This window comes from Eubacterium sp. F2 (assembly GCF_046244355.1).
GTDB lineage: Bacteria > Bacillota > Clostridia > Peptostreptococcales > Anaerovoracaceae > Aminicella.
In genome coordinates this window covers 135,760-152,161 of the sequence record NZ_CP176393.1, presented here as the reverse complement: position 1 = coordinate 152,161, position 16,402 = coordinate 135,760, and the positions used below count along the sequence as shown (strand labels likewise).

Annotated in this window: 15 protein-coding genes; all 15 read left to right on the top strand. The window is 50.6% G+C overall.

The annotated features are described in order from the left end of the window. Positions 1–296 precede the first annotated feature (296 nt). Positions 297–980, top strand: coding sequence for a uracil-DNA glycosylase (locus ACI77B_RS00610; RefSeq protein WP_409336896.1), 684 nt, complete (start codon positions 297–299; stop codon positions 978–980). Between the two features lie 118 nt (positions 981–1,098). Continuing rightward, the gene (typA, locus tag ACI77B_RS00605; RefSeq protein WP_409336895.1) at positions 1,099–2,985 is read left to right on the top strand and encodes a translational GTPase TypA; all 1,887 of its coding nucleotides are present in this window, start codon (positions 1,099–1,101) and stop codon (positions 2,983–2,985) included. A gap of 434 nt (positions 2,986–3,419) precedes the next feature. Then, positions 3,420–6,866, top strand: coding sequence for a pyruvate carboxylase (locus ACI77B_RS00600; RefSeq protein ID WP_409336894.1), 3,447 nt, complete (start codon positions 3,420–3,422; stop codon positions 6,864–6,866). Positions 6,867–7,039: 173 nt separating this feature from the next. Continuing rightward, complete coding sequence (locus ACI77B_RS00595) at positions 7,040–7,654, top strand: DUF47 domain-containing protein (protein ID WP_409336893.1); 615 nt, start codon at positions 7,040–7,042, stop codon at positions 7,652–7,654. A 22-nt stretch (positions 7,655–7,676) separates the two neighbouring features. Next, positions 7,677–8,663, top strand: a complete 987-nt coding sequence (locus tag ACI77B_RS00590) for an inorganic phosphate transporter (protein WP_409336892.1) — start codon at positions 7,677–7,679, stop codon at positions 8,661–8,663. Between the two features lie 177 nt (positions 8,664–8,840). Then, positions 8,841–10,109, top strand: coding sequence for a diaminopimelate decarboxylase family protein (locus tag ACI77B_RS00585; protein ID WP_409336891.1), 1,269 nt, complete (start codon positions 8,841–8,843; stop codon positions 10,107–10,109). A gap of 173 nt (positions 10,110–10,282) precedes the next feature. After that, positions 10,283–10,657: a YlxM family DNA-binding protein gene (gene ylxM / locus ACI77B_RS00580; RefSeq protein WP_409336890.1), complete on the top strand. Its 375-nt coding sequence runs from the start codon at positions 10,283–10,285 to the stop codon at positions 10,655–10,657. 19 nt (positions 10,658–10,676) lie between these two features. Further along, positions 10,677–12,014, top strand: a complete 1,338-nt coding sequence (gene ffh, locus ACI77B_RS00575) for a signal recognition particle protein (RefSeq protein ID WP_409336889.1) — start codon at positions 10,677–10,679, stop codon at positions 12,012–12,014. A 111-nt stretch (positions 12,015–12,125) separates the two neighbouring features. After that, positions 12,126–12,368 (top strand): 30S ribosomal protein S16, encoded by a 243-nt coding sequence (rpsP, locus tag ACI77B_RS00570; protein WP_178263966.1) that lies wholly within the window; start codon positions 12,126–12,128, stop codon positions 12,366–12,368. A 19-nt stretch (positions 12,369–12,387) separates the two neighbouring features. Beyond that, entirely contained in the window at positions 12,388–12,645 is a 258-nt protein-coding gene (locus ACI77B_RS00565) for a KH domain-containing protein (RefSeq protein WP_178263965.1), read from the top strand. Between the two features lie 111 nt (positions 12,646–12,756). After that, a complete protein-coding gene (gene rimM, locus ACI77B_RS00560) occupies positions 12,757–13,254 on the top strand; it encodes a ribosome maturation factor RimM (RefSeq protein WP_409336888.1) in 498 nt (165 codons plus the stop codon). Between the two features lie 91 nt (positions 13,255–13,345). Then, positions 13,346–14,104, top strand: a complete 759-nt coding sequence (gene trmD / locus ACI77B_RS00555) for a tRNA (guanosine(37)-N1)-methyltransferase TrmD (RefSeq protein WP_409336887.1) — start codon at positions 13,346–13,348, stop codon at positions 14,102–14,104. A gap of 71 nt (positions 14,105–14,175) precedes the next feature. Further along, entirely contained in the window at positions 14,176–15,159 is a 984-nt protein-coding gene (locus ACI77B_RS00550) for an HlyD family efflux transporter periplasmic adaptor subunit (protein WP_409336886.1), read from the top strand. Positions 15,160–15,177: 18 nt separating this feature from the next. Next, on the top strand, positions 15,178–15,885 hold the full coding sequence (locus tag ACI77B_RS00545; protein WP_409336885.1) for a YggS family pyridoxal phosphate-dependent enzyme: 708 nt from the start codon (positions 15,178–15,180) through the stop codon (positions 15,883–15,885). Positions 15,886–15,896: 11 nt separating this feature from the next. Further along, a complete protein-coding gene (locus tag ACI77B_RS00540) occupies positions 15,897–16,400 on the top strand; it encodes a cell division protein SepF (protein WP_409336884.1) in 504 nt (167 codons plus the stop codon). The last annotated feature ends 2 nt before the right edge of the window (positions 16,401–16,402 follow it).

Sequence of the window (16,402 nt, the reverse complement as noted above, 5' to 3'; positions counted from 1 at the left end):
ACAAAAAATAAAGGGCGCAAGGGAAAAACGGGCTGCGATCCGGCGGTCCCGGCAGGATTTCCATTGCGGACAGTCCGCCCGTTCAGCCTCTTGGCGGATGGATTTTGTCGGAAGGAAGAAATTGTGGGAGATTGACAAAATATAAACAGTGAAATTAAGCGGATTTAATAAATTTCCACATGATTATTGATGAAAATTTATTCATGATGTGGTAATATTAAAATTACAGGGCGCTGGAGGCGGTAAGACCGCGATACGATTCCGGCGCATCATCGAGTAAGGAGAGATTGCTGTTTATGGTTCATATTGGAAATGACTGGGACGACCTGCTGAAGGATGATTTCGCGGGGGAAAACTACCAGCAGCTCCGCCGCTTTCTCTATCATGAGTATAAGACGGAGACGATCTACCCGGACATGTATGACATTTTCAACGCATTAAAGTACACACCCTACCATGAGGTGAAGGCGGTGATTCTGGGGCAGGACCCTTATCATGAGCCGGGACAGGCACAGGGCCTGGCCTTTTCGGTTCAGAAGGGCGTGCAGCAGCCGCCGTCACTGGTAAATATTTTTAAGGAGCTTCAGGACGACCTGGGCATCGCGCCGCCGCCTCCGGACAACGGATGTCTGGTTCCGTGGGCCAGGCAGGGTGTCCTGCTTCTGAATACGGTCCTGACGGTGCGCGTGCACCAGGCGAATTCCCACAGGGGACACGGATGGGAGCAGCTGACAGACCGGATCATTGAGCTTCTAAATCAGAGAGAAAAACCGATGGTCTTTATCCTGTGGGGCGGAAATGCGAAGTCAAAGATTCCGCTGATTACAGGACGTCAGCATCTGGTGTTAAGCGGACCGCATCCGAGCCCGCTGTCGGCTTACCGGGGATTTTTCGGAGGACGCTACTTTTCCAGGACAAACGCGTTTTTGGAGAGCTGCGGGCAGACGCCGATCGACTGGAGACTGACGGATCAGAATTAACTTTTCTTCCCCGCGGCCGCGGGAAAATGGAGATTCCTGCCAGGCTGCAATATTGAATATGGTGCTTTTCTGTGCTATTATTAATTGTTAGTTTGGAAAAGGAAAAGAAGGGAAATACATGGGAAATAAACAGAAAATCATCAATATCGCGGTTATCGCGCACGTCGATGCCGGAAAATCCACTCTGGTTGACGCTTTCCTCGCACAGAGCCACGTCTTTCGTGAAAATGAGGAAGTCGTAGACTGCGTCATGGACAGCGATGCCATCGAGCGTGAGCGTGGAATTACAATTTATTCCAAGAACTGCTCCATCATGCATAACGACGTAAAGATCAATATCGTCGACACACCGGGACACGCCGACTTTTCTTCAGAGGTTGAGCGTATCATGAAGACGGTGGACACGGTTATCCTGCTGGTAGACTCCAGCGAGGGGCCGATGCCGCAGACCAGATTTGTACTGAGCAAGTCACTGGAGCAGGGTCTGAACCCGATTCTGTTCATTAATAAGATTGATAAGAAGGATGCCAGAATCGACGAGGTTGTCGATGAGGTATATGAGCTGTTCATGGATCTGAATGCCAATGACGATCAGCTTGACTTCCCGATTCTGTACGGAATTGCCCGTCAGGGAATCGCCGTAAAGGATCCGAAGGAAGCAGAGAGCGTCATCGTCGGAGAGGGTCCGGAGAAGATGAAGCATACGCCGGAAGGATACGGCGGACTGAACATCAACCCGCTTCTGGACACTATCATCGAGCACTGCGATCCATATCCGGATAAGAGCGATGAGCCGCTGCAGATGCAGGTCTGCCAGCTGGCTTACGATGACTATATCGGCCGTCTGGGAATCGGAAGAATTACCCAGGGCACATTGAAAGAGGCGCAGGTTGTCGGTGTCGCAAGAGAAGACGGAAGCATCGACGAGCGTAAGATCAACCAGGTATTCGTATACCGCGGGCTGAAGCGTACACCGGTTTCCGAGGCACAGTGCGGAGACATCGTAGTTGTATCTGGTATTTCCGATATTTCCATCGGAGAGACCCTGGTCGATCCGCAGAACCCGATGCCGATGGACATGATTCAGATTGAAGAGCCGACACTGTCTATGGAATTCATGGTCAACTCTTCACCATTTGCCGGAAAGTCCGGAAAGTTCGTCACATCCAGACATATCAGAGAGAGACTGGAGAAGGAACTGGAGGTCAATGTCGGACTCCGTGTAGAAGAGACGGATTCCACAGACTGCTTCAAGGTTTCCGGAAGAGGAGAACTTCACCTGTCCATCCTGATTGAGAATATGAGAAGAGAAGGATATGAACTTGCGGTATCCAAGCCGGAAGTCATTATCCATAAAGATAAAGACGGAAAGAAGCTGGAACCTGTCCAGGAAGTCATCTGCTCCGTTCCTGACCAGTACGCGGGCGCAGTTATCAATGCGCTGAACCTGCGCAAGGGAATGATGACCCAGATGAATTCCGAGAATGGCTACACCAGACTGGAGTACCACGTTCCGATGAGAGGCCTGCTGGGCTACCGTTCCGAGTTCATCAACGCCACACACGGAGAAGGCACCATGGAACAGAGATTCCTCGATTTTGAGCCGTACAAGGGAGAAATCAAGGATCGTACGAATGGTGTTGCAATCGCCATTGAAGAGGGAACATGCACACCGTATGCCATCTTCAATATCCAGGAGCGTGTCCAGATGTTCGTTGCGCCTGGAGACCACGTCTACGAGGGAATGATCGTCGGCATGAACTCCAGAGGAGACGATATGGAAGTCAACCCGTGCAAGGCCAAGAAAGTCAGCAACCAGCGTGCTGCCGGATCCGATGACACGATCAAGCTGACACCGCCGAGAGTCTTCAGCCTTGAGGAAGCGCTGGAGTTCATCGCAGAGGATGAGCTGGTCGAGGTAACACCGGATGCCATCCGTCTGAGAAAGAAGCTTCTGCATGAGCTCGACAGAAGAAGAGCCTACAACGCGGCCCACAGACGCTAGGAAATCCGCAGAGGACAAAATCCGAAAGGGCAAGGAGTTATCATGAAAACGACTCCCCGGAAGCTGCTTCCGGCAGACCGTCAGAAACGGAAATCCGGAGTCAGAGCAGACAGGTATGAATTTCCATATAAAAATCGTATCTGAAAAAAGCAAAAAACAGAATTGTTTTCCCGTTAAAAAGGGAATATCCTATATACAGAGATACATGAATACAGCGGTCAGAGAATTTTACAGGGCGGGCAGAGGAACAGCCTCTGCCGCCGGGAAGGGCATCGGTCCGGATGGCGTAAAAGCCGCCGGAAAGTCCTCCCGGAGCTGCCTTGCGGAATTTTCTGACCTCTCTGGGACCTGCAGGGTCAGAAAATTAAATTTTGTCCATCAAATATTGCTTTAATTGCTATATATAAAATATCAGCTAAGATGGGAGTTTGAATATGGGAGAGATAAGGAAGTTTAAGAGGGTCCTGGTCGCAAACCGCGGCGAGATCGCAATCCGTGTCATCCGTGCATGTAAAGAGCTCGGAATCCGTACTGTTGCGATTTACTCTGAAGAGGACAGAGATGCGCTGTTCCGCACCAAGGCCGACGAAGCGTATCAGATCGGCAGAGGCAAAGCGCCGGTTGATGCTTACCTGGGAATTGACGAGATCATTTCTCTGGCAAAGGCAAAGGGCGTAGATGCCATTCACCCGGGCTATGGATTCCTGGCAGAGAACCCGGAATTCCCGGATGCCTGCGAGAAGGCCGGGATCGAGTTCATCGGACCGACAAGCGCAATGATGAACGCTCTGGGCGACAAGATTCAGTCTAAGATCGTTGCCTCCAAGGTTAACGTTCAGGCTATCCCTGGTGTGGAGAAATCTATCGACACAGCAGAGGAAGCGGCTGAGGTCGCAGACAAGATCGGTTACCCGGTTATGCTGAAGGCAGCTGCCGGCGGCGGCGGACGCGGAATGCGTGTCGTAAGAGGCAGCGAGAACATCAAGAGTGAGTATGAGACGGCAAAGAGAGAAGCCGCCAAGGCATTCGGAAACGATACGATTTTCATCGAGAAATACGTTGAGGATCCGAAGCACATCGAGGTTCAGGTTCTGGGCGATAAGGAAGGAAACATCGTTCACCTGTTCGAGAGAGACTGCTCTGTACAGAGACGTCATCAGAAGGTTATCGAGTTCACACCGGCTCTGGTGCTGACCGACGAGCAGAGAGAGTCCCTGTGCAATGACGCGCTGAAGATTGCGAGAGCCGTAAATTACAGAAGCGCAGGTACGGTTGAGTTCCTGTTCGACAAGCACGGCAACCACTACTTCATCGAGATGAACCCGAGAATTCAGGTTGAGCATACCGTTTCAGAGCTGACAACCGGAATCGACATCGTTCAGGCACAGATCCTGATCGCCGAGGGATATACTCTGGATTCACCGGAGATCGGCATTCGCAGCCAGAAGGACATCAAGCAGCACGGATATGCGATCCAGTGCCGTGTAACAACAGAGGATCCGGCAAGCGGATTTGCTCCTGACACCGGTACAATTGAAGAGTACCGTTCCGCATCTGGTTTCGGAATCCGTCTGGACGGAGGCAACGGCTTCACAGGTTCCGTCGTAAGCCCGTATTACGATTCCCTGCTGGTCAAGGTAACGGCGTTCTCCAGAACATTCGAGGATACCTGCCGCAAGGCTATCCGTGCTCTGAATGAGACAGACATCAAGGGTGTAAAGACCAATAAGGGATTCCTGCTGAACGTACTGAACCATCCGACATTCCGTGAAGGTAAGTGCGACACCGGATTTATCGCAAACAATCCGGAACTGCTTGACATCAAGCCGCAGGATGACCGCGAAGGAAAGGTCCTGAAATTCCTCGGAAACAAGATTGTCAACGAGACCAAGGGACACAAGCCGCAGTTCAACGTTCCGGTATTCCCGCGCATTTCGAAGACAGAAATCAACACTCTGTCCGGAACCAAGCAGATGCTGGATAAGAACGGCCCGGAATATGTTTCCAAGTGGGCCCGTGATCAGAAGAAGCTGCTGATCACTGATACAACAATGAGAGACGCACAGCAGTCTCTGATGGCTACACGTATGAGAACCCGCGACATGGAGAAGATCGCACCGGCATACGCCAAGTATGCGAAGGATTTCTTCTCTCTGGAGATGTGGGGCGGAGCTACATTCGATACTTCCTATCGTTTCCTGAAGGAATCTCCGTGGGAGAGACTGGATACACTTCGTGAGAAGATTCCGGATGTACTGTTCCAGATGCTGATCAGAGGCGCCAACGCTGTAGGATATAAGAACTATCCGGATAACGTCATCCGTGAGTTCGTAAAGCAGTCCGCAAAGAGCGGAATCGATGTATTCCGTATCTTCGACTCTCTGAACTGGATTCCGGGCATGGAAGTTGCTCTGGATGAGGTTCTGAACCAGGGTAAGATCGCTGAGGCGACAATGTGCTACACAGGCGATATTCTGGATACCAACAGAGACAAGTACACGCTGGACTACTATGTAAAGATGGCGAAGGAACTGGAGAAGAGAGGAACACACATCCTGGGAATCAAGGATATGAGTTCCCTGCTGAAGCCGATGGCTGCACGCAAGCTGATCCGTGCCCTGAAGCAGGAGATCGGAATTCCAATTCACCTGCATACACACGACACCAGCGGAAACGGCGTAGCTACCGTACTGATGGCTGCACAGGCAGGATGCGACATCGTAGACTGCGCGTTCAACAGCATGTCCGGACTGACTTCACAGCCGGCTCTGAATACCGTCGTTGCTGCTCTGGAGAATTCCGACAGAGACACAGATATCGATCCGGATGGTCTGCAGGCAATTTCCGATTACTGGGCAGACGTCCGTCCGGTTTACAAGCAGTTTGAATCCGGACTGCAGGCTGCATCCGCAGAAATCTACAAGTATGAGATTCCTGGCGGCCAGTATTCCAACCTCAAGCCGCAGGTTGAGAGCTTCGGACTTGGCCACAAGTTCACAGAAGTCAAGGAAATGTACAGACAGGTTAACCAGATGCTCGGCGATATCGTAAAGGTAACACCTTCTTCCAAGGCAGTCGGCGATATGGCGATCTTCATGGTACAGAACGGCCTGACTCCGGAGAATATCCTGGAGAAAGGAAAGGGCATGGACTTCCCGGATTCCATCGTATCCTTCTTCGAGGGCATGATGGGACAGCCGGAAGGCGGCTTCAATAAGGAACTGCAGAAGGTTGTTCTGAAGGATAAGAAGCCGATCACATGCAGACCGGGAGAGCTGCTGCCGCCAGAGGACTTCGATTACATTAAGTCCGGACTGCAGAAGTACTTCGATCTGGAAGGAACCGACAGAGAAGCCATTTCCTACGCAATGTATCCAAAGGTCTATGAGGACTATCTGAAGAGCCTGAAGAAGGACGGAAACTTCCGCAGAATGGGATCCGACATCTTCTTCCACGGCCTGGCAGTCGGCGAGACCTGTGAGGTTGACATCGATGAAGGAAAAACTCTGGTCATCACACTGGATGAAGTCCGCGATGTTGATGCAGAAGGATATCGTGACGTTGTATTCAGATGCAACGGAAATTCAAGAGTTATCCGTGTAAAGGATAAGTCTGTAGAAACAACCGCTTCTGCTGCTGCAACCAGATATGCTGAGGAGGGCGATCCGAATGAGATCGGCGCCAACATCCCTGGAAATATCGTCAAGGTACTGGTAAAAGAAGGAGACTCTGTAAACGAGGGAGATCCGGTTGCTGTTATCGAGGCGATGAAGATGGAGACAAACATCATTTCCACAGCAACAGGAACCATTCAGGAGATCTGCGTCAAGGAAGGCGACGCTGTAAAGTCTAACCAGCTTGTTGCAGTCATCTCTGAATAATTGAAATCCATACGAATCAAAATGAGATCGTATAAGGAGGCTGTGACTCCGGGCTGCGTAAACGCAGCCCGGGGCCGCGGCTTCCTTTTTCTTTACATCAGGATTGCAGGAATGTTACAAATGCAGTAAAATAAAGTCGTATATCTGATGCATGTAAAGAATGGAAGAGCAATATGAAGAGAAGGAAAAATCAGCTCCTGGAAGGACTTCTGGAGATTGCAGAGAATCTTCAGGAAAGCGGAGCATATTTCAGCGATTTTGAAATTACAGGACCGGAAAGTCTGGAAGAGTTTTCCAGAAAAATGAAGGAAATGGAAAGCAAGGGCGACAACATCGTCCATGAAGTCATGGTTGAATTAAACCGCAGTCTGATTACGCCGCTGGATCAGGAAGATATCCTGGCACTTGCGGAGGCATTAGACACGGTACTGGACTGCATGGAGGAAGGATCGGCCTTTTTCTATATGTATAATTATGTCCATATGGATAAGTATGTAGAATCTTTCCGCCATCATATCAAACGCTGCACAGCAGAAATCTGTCCGTGCATCCGTCACCTTTCCGAGCGGAGCCTCGTGCAGATAAAAAAGCACACCATCAAGATCAAGACGATCGAAGAGGAATGCGATACCATCGAGAGAGAAGCCATTCACGATCTGTTCCAGGTAGAAAAGGATCCGATCCGTCTGATCAAATACAAGGACCTCTACCATATTCTGGAATCGGTTGTAGATTCATGCCAGCACGTCGCAAAAGAGCTGGATTCCATCGTCATGAAGAACGCGTAAAAGAATTTGGGAGCAGAGAAGAATGATTCAACTATATTTTATAATTGCACTGGCCCTGCTGTTCGATTTCATCAACGGTTTTCATGATACGGCCAATGCGATCGCCACAGCGGTGTCCACACGCGCCATCCGTCTCCGCTATGCGATTATTATGGCGGCCTGTATGAACTTCATCGGAGCTGTCCTCTTTACCGGTGTTGCAGAAACTATCGCGACCGGAGTCGTCGATCTGAATCAGGTAAAAGAAGGGCCTCTGGTCATGATCGTTGCACTGCTGTCTGCGGTGCTGTGGAATCTGGCTACCTGGTATTTTGGAATCCCGAGCAGTTCGTCCCACGCGCTGATCGGATCACTGGCCGGAGCCGCGCTGGGAGATGCCGGCATGCACGCGGTGAATTTCCACGGATTTATTACAATCTTTATCTCCCTGATTGCATCACCGCTCATTGCCTTCTGTGTCGGTTACCTTTTGTTCACAATCATAAAACTGACCGCGAGATCCATCAGCATTTACCGCGCCAACACAGGACTGCGCCGGGTGCAGATCTTCACCGCCGCGCTGCAGGCCTTCTCACATGGATCCAACGACGCGCAGAAGTCCATGGGTGTCATCACCATGGCGCTCGTCTCCTTCGGAATTCAGAGTCAAATGATCGTCCCGCACTGGGTGCAGATTGCCTGCGCGACAGCCATGACCCTGGGAACCTCCGTCGGCGGCTGGAGAATCATTAAAACCGTCGGAACGCAGATCATGAAACTGAAACCGATCAACGGAGTTGCGGCAGACATTTCCTCCTCGCTGATCATTCAGATCGCCACCCACCTCGACCTGCCGGTCAGCACCACACAGGTTATTTCCTCGTCCATCATGGGCGTAGGCGCCTCCGTCCGGAAGAAGGGCGTGAAGTGGGGAACTGCAGTCAAGATGTTCGCCTCCTGGTTCATTACCGTTCCGGTGACTATTGCTGTTTCCTTCGTCTTGTTCCAGCTGATTCATCTTTTTGTCTGACAAAAGAAAAAAGCAAGGAAATCTGGCCGTCTGCGCCTGAAGTACAGCCTTGCGTACACCATACTGAGATTTTTTTGCTATAATAATAATAGAAAATTGTAAATCGATCGTGTGCACCGGAAAAACGGCTGATTATACGATCGGTATGTCCGGAAAAATAATGAAGGAGAAGAGATCATGATCACTGCAGATGAAATCCGCCGCTCAGCGGAGCAGTACGACTGCTTTTATTTATATGAAGAAAAAGTGCTTCTTGACAGAATCGGAACTTTGGTACGCGAATTTCCGTACACGCACTTCCTGTATTCGCTGAAAGCCAATGACAACCAGGCGGTTACGGCAACCATCCTGCGCCACGGATTTGGAGCAGACTGCGCAAGCCCGGTTGAAGTTCAGCGTGCTGAAGCTTATGATGTGCCAAAAGAAGAAATCATCTATTGTGCGCCTGGAAAAACCGAACGCAATATCCGTGAGACCATGAATCGCTGCATCCTGATCGCCGACAGCGTGGGCGAAGTTGAGCGTATTTCCAGAATTGCCGCTGAAAAAGGCGTCAAAGCCATGATCGGTCTGCGCATTGACCCGGAATATAACTATGAAGAGGAAAACGACGATACGGTTCCTCACAAGCTTGGAATTGAATATTCGCAGGTTAAGGAACACCTGAAAGACTGGATGGCAGATCCGAACCTGGATCTCCTGGGCATCCACGTCCACCTGCACAGCCAGGAACTGGACTGGGAGCGCCTCGATGCTTATCACGATGCCGTTCTGGCACTTGCAGACGAACTCATTGAAGACTACGACTTCCCGATGAGTTTCCTCAATGTCGGTTCCGGAATCGGAATCGCCTACTCCAGAAGGGATGAAGGCTGTGACGTAGAAGCTCTCGGTCAGTCCCTGACGGAAAAATGGCAGGAATTCTCCCAGCGTCACCCGGACGTAGAGCTCTTCATGGAAACCGGCCGTTACCTCACCGGAAAAGCCGGCCTTTACGTAACGAAGGTTATCGACAGAAAGACCTCAAGAGGGAAAAACTATATCATCCTGGCCGGAACCTTAAACGGTTTTGCCCGTCCGGTTCTCTCCCGGATCATCACCCAGTACGCAGGCGGCTACAGCGATGTACCGTCTGAGCCGATCTTCACCAAAACCGATGCCTTCCCGCTCTGGTGCGTATCCGGTGACGGCAGAAAAATTGAAGAGCGTGAAAAAGTCACCATGGCCGGCAATCTCTGCACGGCCAACGATATCATCGCCGAAGATATTGAGTTCAGAAAACTTCTTCCGGGAGACCTTGTCGTCATCCGTAACGCCGGCGCTTACTCCTCCGTCGTTACTCCGATGCAGTTCTGTTCCCTTCCGAGACCGGCACAGATCATGATCCGCGAAGACGACCAGAGAGCCCTGCTGGAGCAGAAAGAAAAGTACGCTTCGATCGTGTAAGTGTGTAGAGAATCCATACGCCTGCAATTGAGTCTGATGCCGGATTCAATTGCAGACGTTTTTTTCATGAGAGAGAAGAATTTGTCAAGTAAAAACACTTGACAGGGACGCCGGGATGGGTTAAACTAGTCGGGTATGTTAAGGAAATTAGCTTGACAGAGAGGGGAAACGCAGTGAATCAGATTGCGGAAGAGAGTCTGCTGTTCGATTTCTACGGTTCACTTCTGACGGAAAAGAAGCAGAGGGTCATGCGCCTTTATCATGAGGAGAACATGTCGCTGTCGGAGATCGCAGAGGACTGCGGAATTACCAGGGCGGCGGTCTATGATTCCCTGAAGAAGGCGGAAAGCCAGCTCCGTGATTACGAGGAGAAGCTCGGGATGCTTGCATCCTACTTTGAGCGGCTGGAAACGCTGAAGGAAGTGCGCAGCGATCTTCAGAAACTGAAAGACAGGCTGCCGGAACGGTTTCTTGACAGAGAGAAAGGTGCTGCCGATCTGATTTCGGATATGGATGCGCGTCTTTTGAAACTGTCAGAAGAAGCTTAGGAGCAGCAGGAGAGAATATATGGCATTTGAAAGCTTATCAGACAAGCTCCAGGGAGTGTTCAAGGGCCTGAAGGGAAAGGGTGTCCTGGAAGAAAAGGATATCGACGCCGCGCTCAGGGAAGTCAAACTTGCGCTTCTGGAGGCGGATGTAAACTTCAAGGTCGTTAAGGAGTTTGTCGCTGACGTAAAAGAGAAATGCATGGGCGAGGACGTCATGAAGAGCCTGACGCCGGCTCAGCAGGTTATCAAGATTGTAAATGACAGTCTTGTAGAGCTGATGGGCGGTTCCGGAGCAAAGCTGACCTACTCTCCGAGCGGATTTACGACCATTATGATGGTTGGTCTGCAGGGAACCGGAAAGACGACGTCCTGCGGAAAGCTGGTCAACTGGCTGAAGCAGAATGGAAAGAAGCCGATGCTCGCTGCCTGCGACGTTTACCGTCCGGCCGCGATTGATCAGCTGGAGGTTGTCGCGAAAGCGGTCAATACTCCGGTTTATATCGACCGGGATGAGAAGGATCCGGTCAAGATCGCGCAGAAGGCGAGAGAGCAGGCGGAACTGAAGGGCTTCAATGTTCTGGTCATCGATACAGCCGGACGTCTGCAGATCGATGATCAGCTGATGGAAGAGCTGGACAGAATGAAGAAGGCGGTCAAGCCGCATCAGGTTCTTCTGGTTGTCGATGCTCTGACCGGTCAGGATGCAGTCAACGCAGCCAAGGGCTTCCACGAGCGTCTTGGTGTTGACGGAGTCATCATGACCAAGATGGATGGTGACTCCCGAGGCGGAGCGGCGCTGTCCGTACGCAAGGTTACCGGCTGTCCGATTTTGTTTGTCGGAACCGGTGAGAAATACGATGCGCTGGAAGTTTTCCATCCGGACCGCATGGCCAGCAGAATTCTGGGCATGGGCGACATGATGTCTCTGATTGAGCACGCGGAGCGAACTTACGATGAAGAGCAGGCCGCCAAGCTGGAGAAACATCTGAAGAAGAATCAGTTCACGCTGGAAGACTTCCTGGATCAGATGGGTCAGGTTCACCGCATGGGAGGACTTGGAAAGATTCTCAGCATGATGCCGGGGATGGGAAATGCCAAGATTTCCGACGATGACATCGACAGAGGCGAGGCGGAATTCAAGCGCATGGAGGTCATTATTCATTCGATGACGATCGAGGAGCGCAGAGATCCAAACCTGCTGAACGCAAGCCGCCGCAAGCGCATTGCCGCGGGAAGCGGAACCAGCGTTGCGCAGGTCAACAACGTCATTAAGAAATATAATGAGACAAAGAAAATGGTCAAGAGGGTCATGAAACCGGGCGGCCTGAAGAAGAGCGGCCTCCGCGGACTGTTTTAACCGCGGCATGGAAGGGAACCCCTTGCGGGTGTAAATTTTGTCTGAATGTCTGGGAACGGTACTTCCGCGACGGACTTTCAATATAATGTGAAACACAGAAGGAGAAATACAATGGTAAAGATCAGACTGAAGAGAGTTGGAGCACACAAGAAGCCGTTCTACAGAATCGTAGTTGCAGATTCCAGAAACGCAAGAAACGGCAGATTCATCGAGGAAATCGGTTACTTCGATCCGATGGTAGAGCCGAACATGGTTTCCATCGACACAGAAGCAGCAAAGAAGTGGATCGACAACGGAGCACAGGTTACAGAGCGTGTTAAGACTCTGCTGAAGAACGCAGGAGTTGTTGAGTAAAAGCAGGCGGTGACGTTCAATGACAGAATTGGTTGAGACGATTGCCAAAGCGCTCGTTGATGACCCGGAACGTGTTGTCGTTACTGAGGAACGCGACCGGCAGGGTGAAGTGCTGCAGCTACAGGTTGCGGGCAGTGATATGGGCAAGGTCATCGGAAAGAAAGGACGCATTGCGCGTGCGCTCAGAACGGTGGTCAAGGCTGCGGCGACGAAAGAAAATAAAAAAGTCACAGTTGAGATCGTTTCTGAAGATGAACTCGATCAGACAGCTGAATAAACAGACTGAGAAGGGGCTGCGGCACAATTGCCTTGCGGCCTCTTTTTCTATCTTTGCGGGCATTGCGGGGTTTTACAGGCATTACCAGCATCACAGGAATAAATAATAAATATGGAAAAGATTTTAATTGGAAAAATTACCAGCGCAGTCGGGCTGAAGGGTGAGATGAAGGTATACAGCTATGCCTCATCTCCACAGCGTTTTCAGAGCCTTGAGCGGGTCTGGATTGATAAGGATGAGTATCCGCTGGAGCGCAGCAGGACCCAGAAAAATATGGCGGTTCTGAAGGTCAGCGGGGTCGACGACCGGGATGCGGCGGAGCGCATGCGCGGCCGCAGTGTGTTCATGTCGGATGAGGACCTGGAGGAGCTTGAAGAAGGCGCCTACTATATCCGCGACCTGATCGGGCTGAATGTGGTTAACGAGGACACAGCAGAAGTGATCGGAACCGTGAAAGACATTCTGACGGACCGGCCGCAGGACATTTACGTCATAAGGCTTGAAGATGGCGGCGAGGCGATGATCCCTGGCGTGAAATCGTTTATTCATGATGTGGACCTGAAGAAGAAGACGATCCGCGTGCATCTGATCGACGGAATGCTTGGATAATCAATATGTACAGTCAATCGCAAATAGACGATTAGTTTACTGCTGACTGCCTTCATGCAGGCGGTCAGGGGACAAAAGGAAAACGAGCAAGATGAAATTTAATATCCTGACACTATTTCCGGACATGTTTTCCGCAGTGAATACGAGTATGGTCGGCCGGGCTGTGAAAAACGGCCTGATCGATTTCAATGTGGTCAACATCCGGGATTTCAGTACAGATAAACATAAAAAAACCGATGACATGCCTTTTGGAGGCGGACAGGGCATGCTGCTGATGGCGCAGCCGCTCTGGGGCGCGATGGACTCTGTCGGAGCACAGAACAAGCGCGTGATTTACATGTCTCCGAGAGGAAAATTGATGGATCAGAATCTGATTGAAGATCTGGCGCAGGAAGAAGAGATCGTCATTCTCTGCGGACATTATGAAGGCGTCGATCAGCGGGTTCTGGACTACTGGAACTGTGAGGAAGTTTCCATCGGCGACTATGTGCTGACTGGGGGAGAGCTGGCGTCTATGGTCATGATTGACGCGGTGGCGCGGATGATTCCGGGCGTCCTGGCCAGCCGGGAAGCGGCGGTGGATGAATCCGTCTACTCAGGGCTTTTGGAGTATCCGCAGTACACACAGCCGAGATCCTTCGAGGGGCTGGATGTGCCAGAAGTGCTTCTGAACGGAAATCATCAGCTGATTCATCTCTGGAAACTGGAGCAGGCGCTGCGGCTGACGAGAGCACGCAGGCCGGATCTTTTTCAGAACTTTTTAAGCAGAAGAGATGAACTGACCAGGCCGGAAAGAAAGGTTCTGGACAAGGTGATTTCTGAGGGTTCTGAGGATGAACAAGGAAAATAAGAATTTCGTGGAAAAAGCCTGTATATTGTTGTAAAATGGAGTATAAGAGGAAAAAAATGAGGGAGGACAGGATGAAAAGAAAAATATATCTGGGAAAGCATCCGTTTTTTCTGATTTGGCTCTTCTTATTCATTTTATTATGCGTGATCGTTTACGCGATCCCGTCTCTGACCGGAGCGCTGCGTTCAACGTATACGGTGAAGTACGGAAGTCTGAAGGTTGAAGATTCCGGCACGGGATATCTGGTCAGAAATGAACGGGTCTACCGGGCAGAATCTGGCGGAAGGGAAAACCGCTATATTTCAGACGGAAGCCTGGTCAGAAAGGGCGTCAGTGTGCTGGAAATCAACGGAAGCAGTTCCGGTGAACATACAGAGGAATTTAAAGAACTGATGCACCGGCTGAACGGGCGAGGCGTTTTTTCCACCTATAAGACAAAAAATGAAGGCGTTGTCAGCTACAGCGCGGACGGCTATGAATACAAGCTTACGCCGGATAATATGGCGTCGAAGTCAAAAAGCTGGTATCAGGCCCTGTCGAACGATACCGTTGTCCAGCTGAAGCGTTCCGAGGTGAAGAAAAACGAACCGGTATTCAAGGTGGCAGACCGCAGTAAATGGTATATTGTCATGTTCGTCGACACATCTCATGCGAAACGCTACACGGCCGGCGAACAGCTGAAAATCCGTGTAGACAAGCGGAAGACCATTTACGGTGATGTTCAGTCTGTGAAGAATATGGACGGGTCCACGCGTCTGATCATCAGCACGGACTATTACTATGACCGTTTTGCTTCCGAGCGTACGGCCCAGGTAACCGTGACTATGTCAGAGACAGACGGCCTCATTATTCCGAACGAGAGCATCGCCAGAAAGAACGGCAGAAAGGGTGTATATGTCCGGCAGAAGACCGGAAAATATGTATTTACACCGATTAATGTGCTGGCCACTGACGGAACACAGTCCGCGATTTCGCAGTCGAGTTTTGTCGACAAGAAGGGAAAACTGGTTGACACCGTAGAAAATTATGATACGATTCTGCGGCATGGGAAATAGAAAAGAGGTCTTTTTTAGATGTCGATCAAGACAAATATTGAAGAAGTACGCAGAAATATTGCTGCAGCAGCAGAAAAATCAGGAAGAAAGCCGGAGGATATTACTCTGGTCGCCGTTACGAAGCTGCATGAAGCAGATGAGATGAACGAAGCGATTGACGCGGGAGCGACAGATATCGGGGAAAACAAGGTACAGGAAGTACTGAGAAAATACGATGACGTCAAGCCGGTCCGCTGGCATCTTATCGGTCATCTGCAGACTAACAAGGTCCGTCAGATCATCGACAAGGTCTGCCTGATTCATTCCGTAGACAGTTTCCATCTGGCTAAGGAGATTGAAAAACGCGCGGCGCAGCATGACATGATCTGTAAAATTCTGATTCAGGTCAATACCGCACACGAGGACAGCAAGTTCGGTGTTGAAGAAACAGAAGTGGACGGACTGATTAAAGAGATTACAGAAAACTGCCCGCACATTCAGATCTGCGGACTGATGTGCATCGCTCCGTATGAGGCAGATCCGGAAGACTGCCGTCCGGTATTCCGCAAGGCAAAAGCAATCTACGACCGCTACGACGCGGGAGAGCATAATGACCGGATTGACTTCAGATATCTGTCCATGGGCATGACGAATGATTATGAAGTTGCCATTGAAGAAGGATCGAACATGGTGCGGGTAGGCACTGCCATTTTTGGCAGGAGAGATTACCGCAGTGAAGAAAAATAAGGAGGATTAACATGAGCTTAGGGGATTCCATGAAGAAATTGATCGGAATTGAAGAGTACGATGACGATGATGAAATTACGGATGCAGAAATCGATGCCGAAAAGGAGAAATTAGAGAAACAGGAAGTAAGACCGACAGCGATGGCTGACCGTCCGCGCACAGCGGCAGCGCCTTCCAAGACTGAGCGTCGTTTCTCCATGACCGGATCCAGCGAATTCAAGCTGATCCTGATCGAGCCGAAAACGTTCGATGAGTGCCCTAAACTGGTGGACAGCCTTAAGGGCAGACGTCCGGTAATCATCAATCTGGAAAAACTGGAAACAGAAGTGGCAAGAAAGATTTTCGATTTCCTCAGCGGCGCAACATATGCACTGAATGGAAACGTACAGAAAGTCGCAAACAACATCTTCATCTTTGCACCGGAGAATGTTGACATTGCCGGTGGACAGATTTCCGAGAACGGCAACTTTGACTTCGGCACAGAGGAGAAGAGAGACGACAATCCGTGGAGGTAAGA

Excerpts from the sequence above, each read along its gene's own strand:
- ACI77B_RS00595 (WP_409336893.1), top strand. The coding sequence starts at position 7,040 with ATGAAGAGAAGGAAAAATCAGCTCCTGGAAGGACTTCTGGAGATTGCA.
- ACI77B_RS00540 (WP_409336884.1), top strand. The coding sequence starts at position 15,897 with ATGAGCTTAGGGGATTCCATGAAGAAATTGATCGGAATTGAAGAGTAC.
- ACI77B_RS00550 (WP_409336886.1), top strand. The coding sequence starts at position 14,176 with ATGAAAAGAAAAATATATCTGGGAAAGCATCCGTTTTTTCTGATTTGG.
- ACI77B_RS00590 (WP_409336892.1), top strand. The coding sequence starts at position 7,677 with ATGATTCAACTATATTTTATAATTGCACTGGCCCTGCTGTTCGATTTC.
- rpsP (WP_178263966.1), top strand. The coding sequence starts at position 12,126 with ATGGTAAAGATCAGACTGAAGAGAGTTGGAGCACACAAGAAGCCGTTC.
- ACI77B_RS00565 (WP_178263965.1), top strand. The coding sequence starts at position 12,388 with ATGACAGAATTGGTTGAGACGATTGCCAAAGCGCTCGTTGATGACCCG.
- ACI77B_RS00545 (WP_409336885.1), top strand. The coding sequence starts at position 15,178 with ATGTCGATCAAGACAAATATTGAAGAAGTACGCAGAAATATTGCTGCA.
- trmD (WP_409336887.1), top strand. The coding sequence starts at position 13,346 with ATGAAATTTAATATCCTGACACTATTTCCGGACATGTTTTCCGCAGTG.
- ffh (WP_409336889.1), top strand. The coding sequence starts at position 10,677 with ATGGCATTTGAAAGCTTATCAGACAAGCTCCAGGGAGTGTTCAAGGGC.
- ACI77B_RS00610 (WP_409336896.1), top strand. The coding sequence starts at position 297 with ATGGTTCATATTGGAAATGACTGGGACGACCTGCTGAAGGATGATTTC.
- ACI77B_RS00585 (WP_409336891.1), top strand. The coding sequence starts at position 8,841 with ATGATCACTGCAGATGAAATCCGCCGCTCAGCGGAGCAGTACGACTGC.
- ACI77B_RS00600 (WP_409336894.1), top strand. The coding sequence starts at position 3,420 with ATGGGAGAGATAAGGAAGTTTAAGAGGGTCCTGGTCGCAAACCGCGGC.
- typA (WP_409336895.1), top strand. The coding sequence starts at position 1,099 with ATGGGAAATAAACAGAAAATCATCAATATCGCGGTTATCGCGCACGTC.
- rimM (WP_409336888.1), top strand. The coding sequence starts at position 12,757 with ATGGAAAAGATTTTAATTGGAAAAATTACCAGCGCAGTCGGGCTGAAG.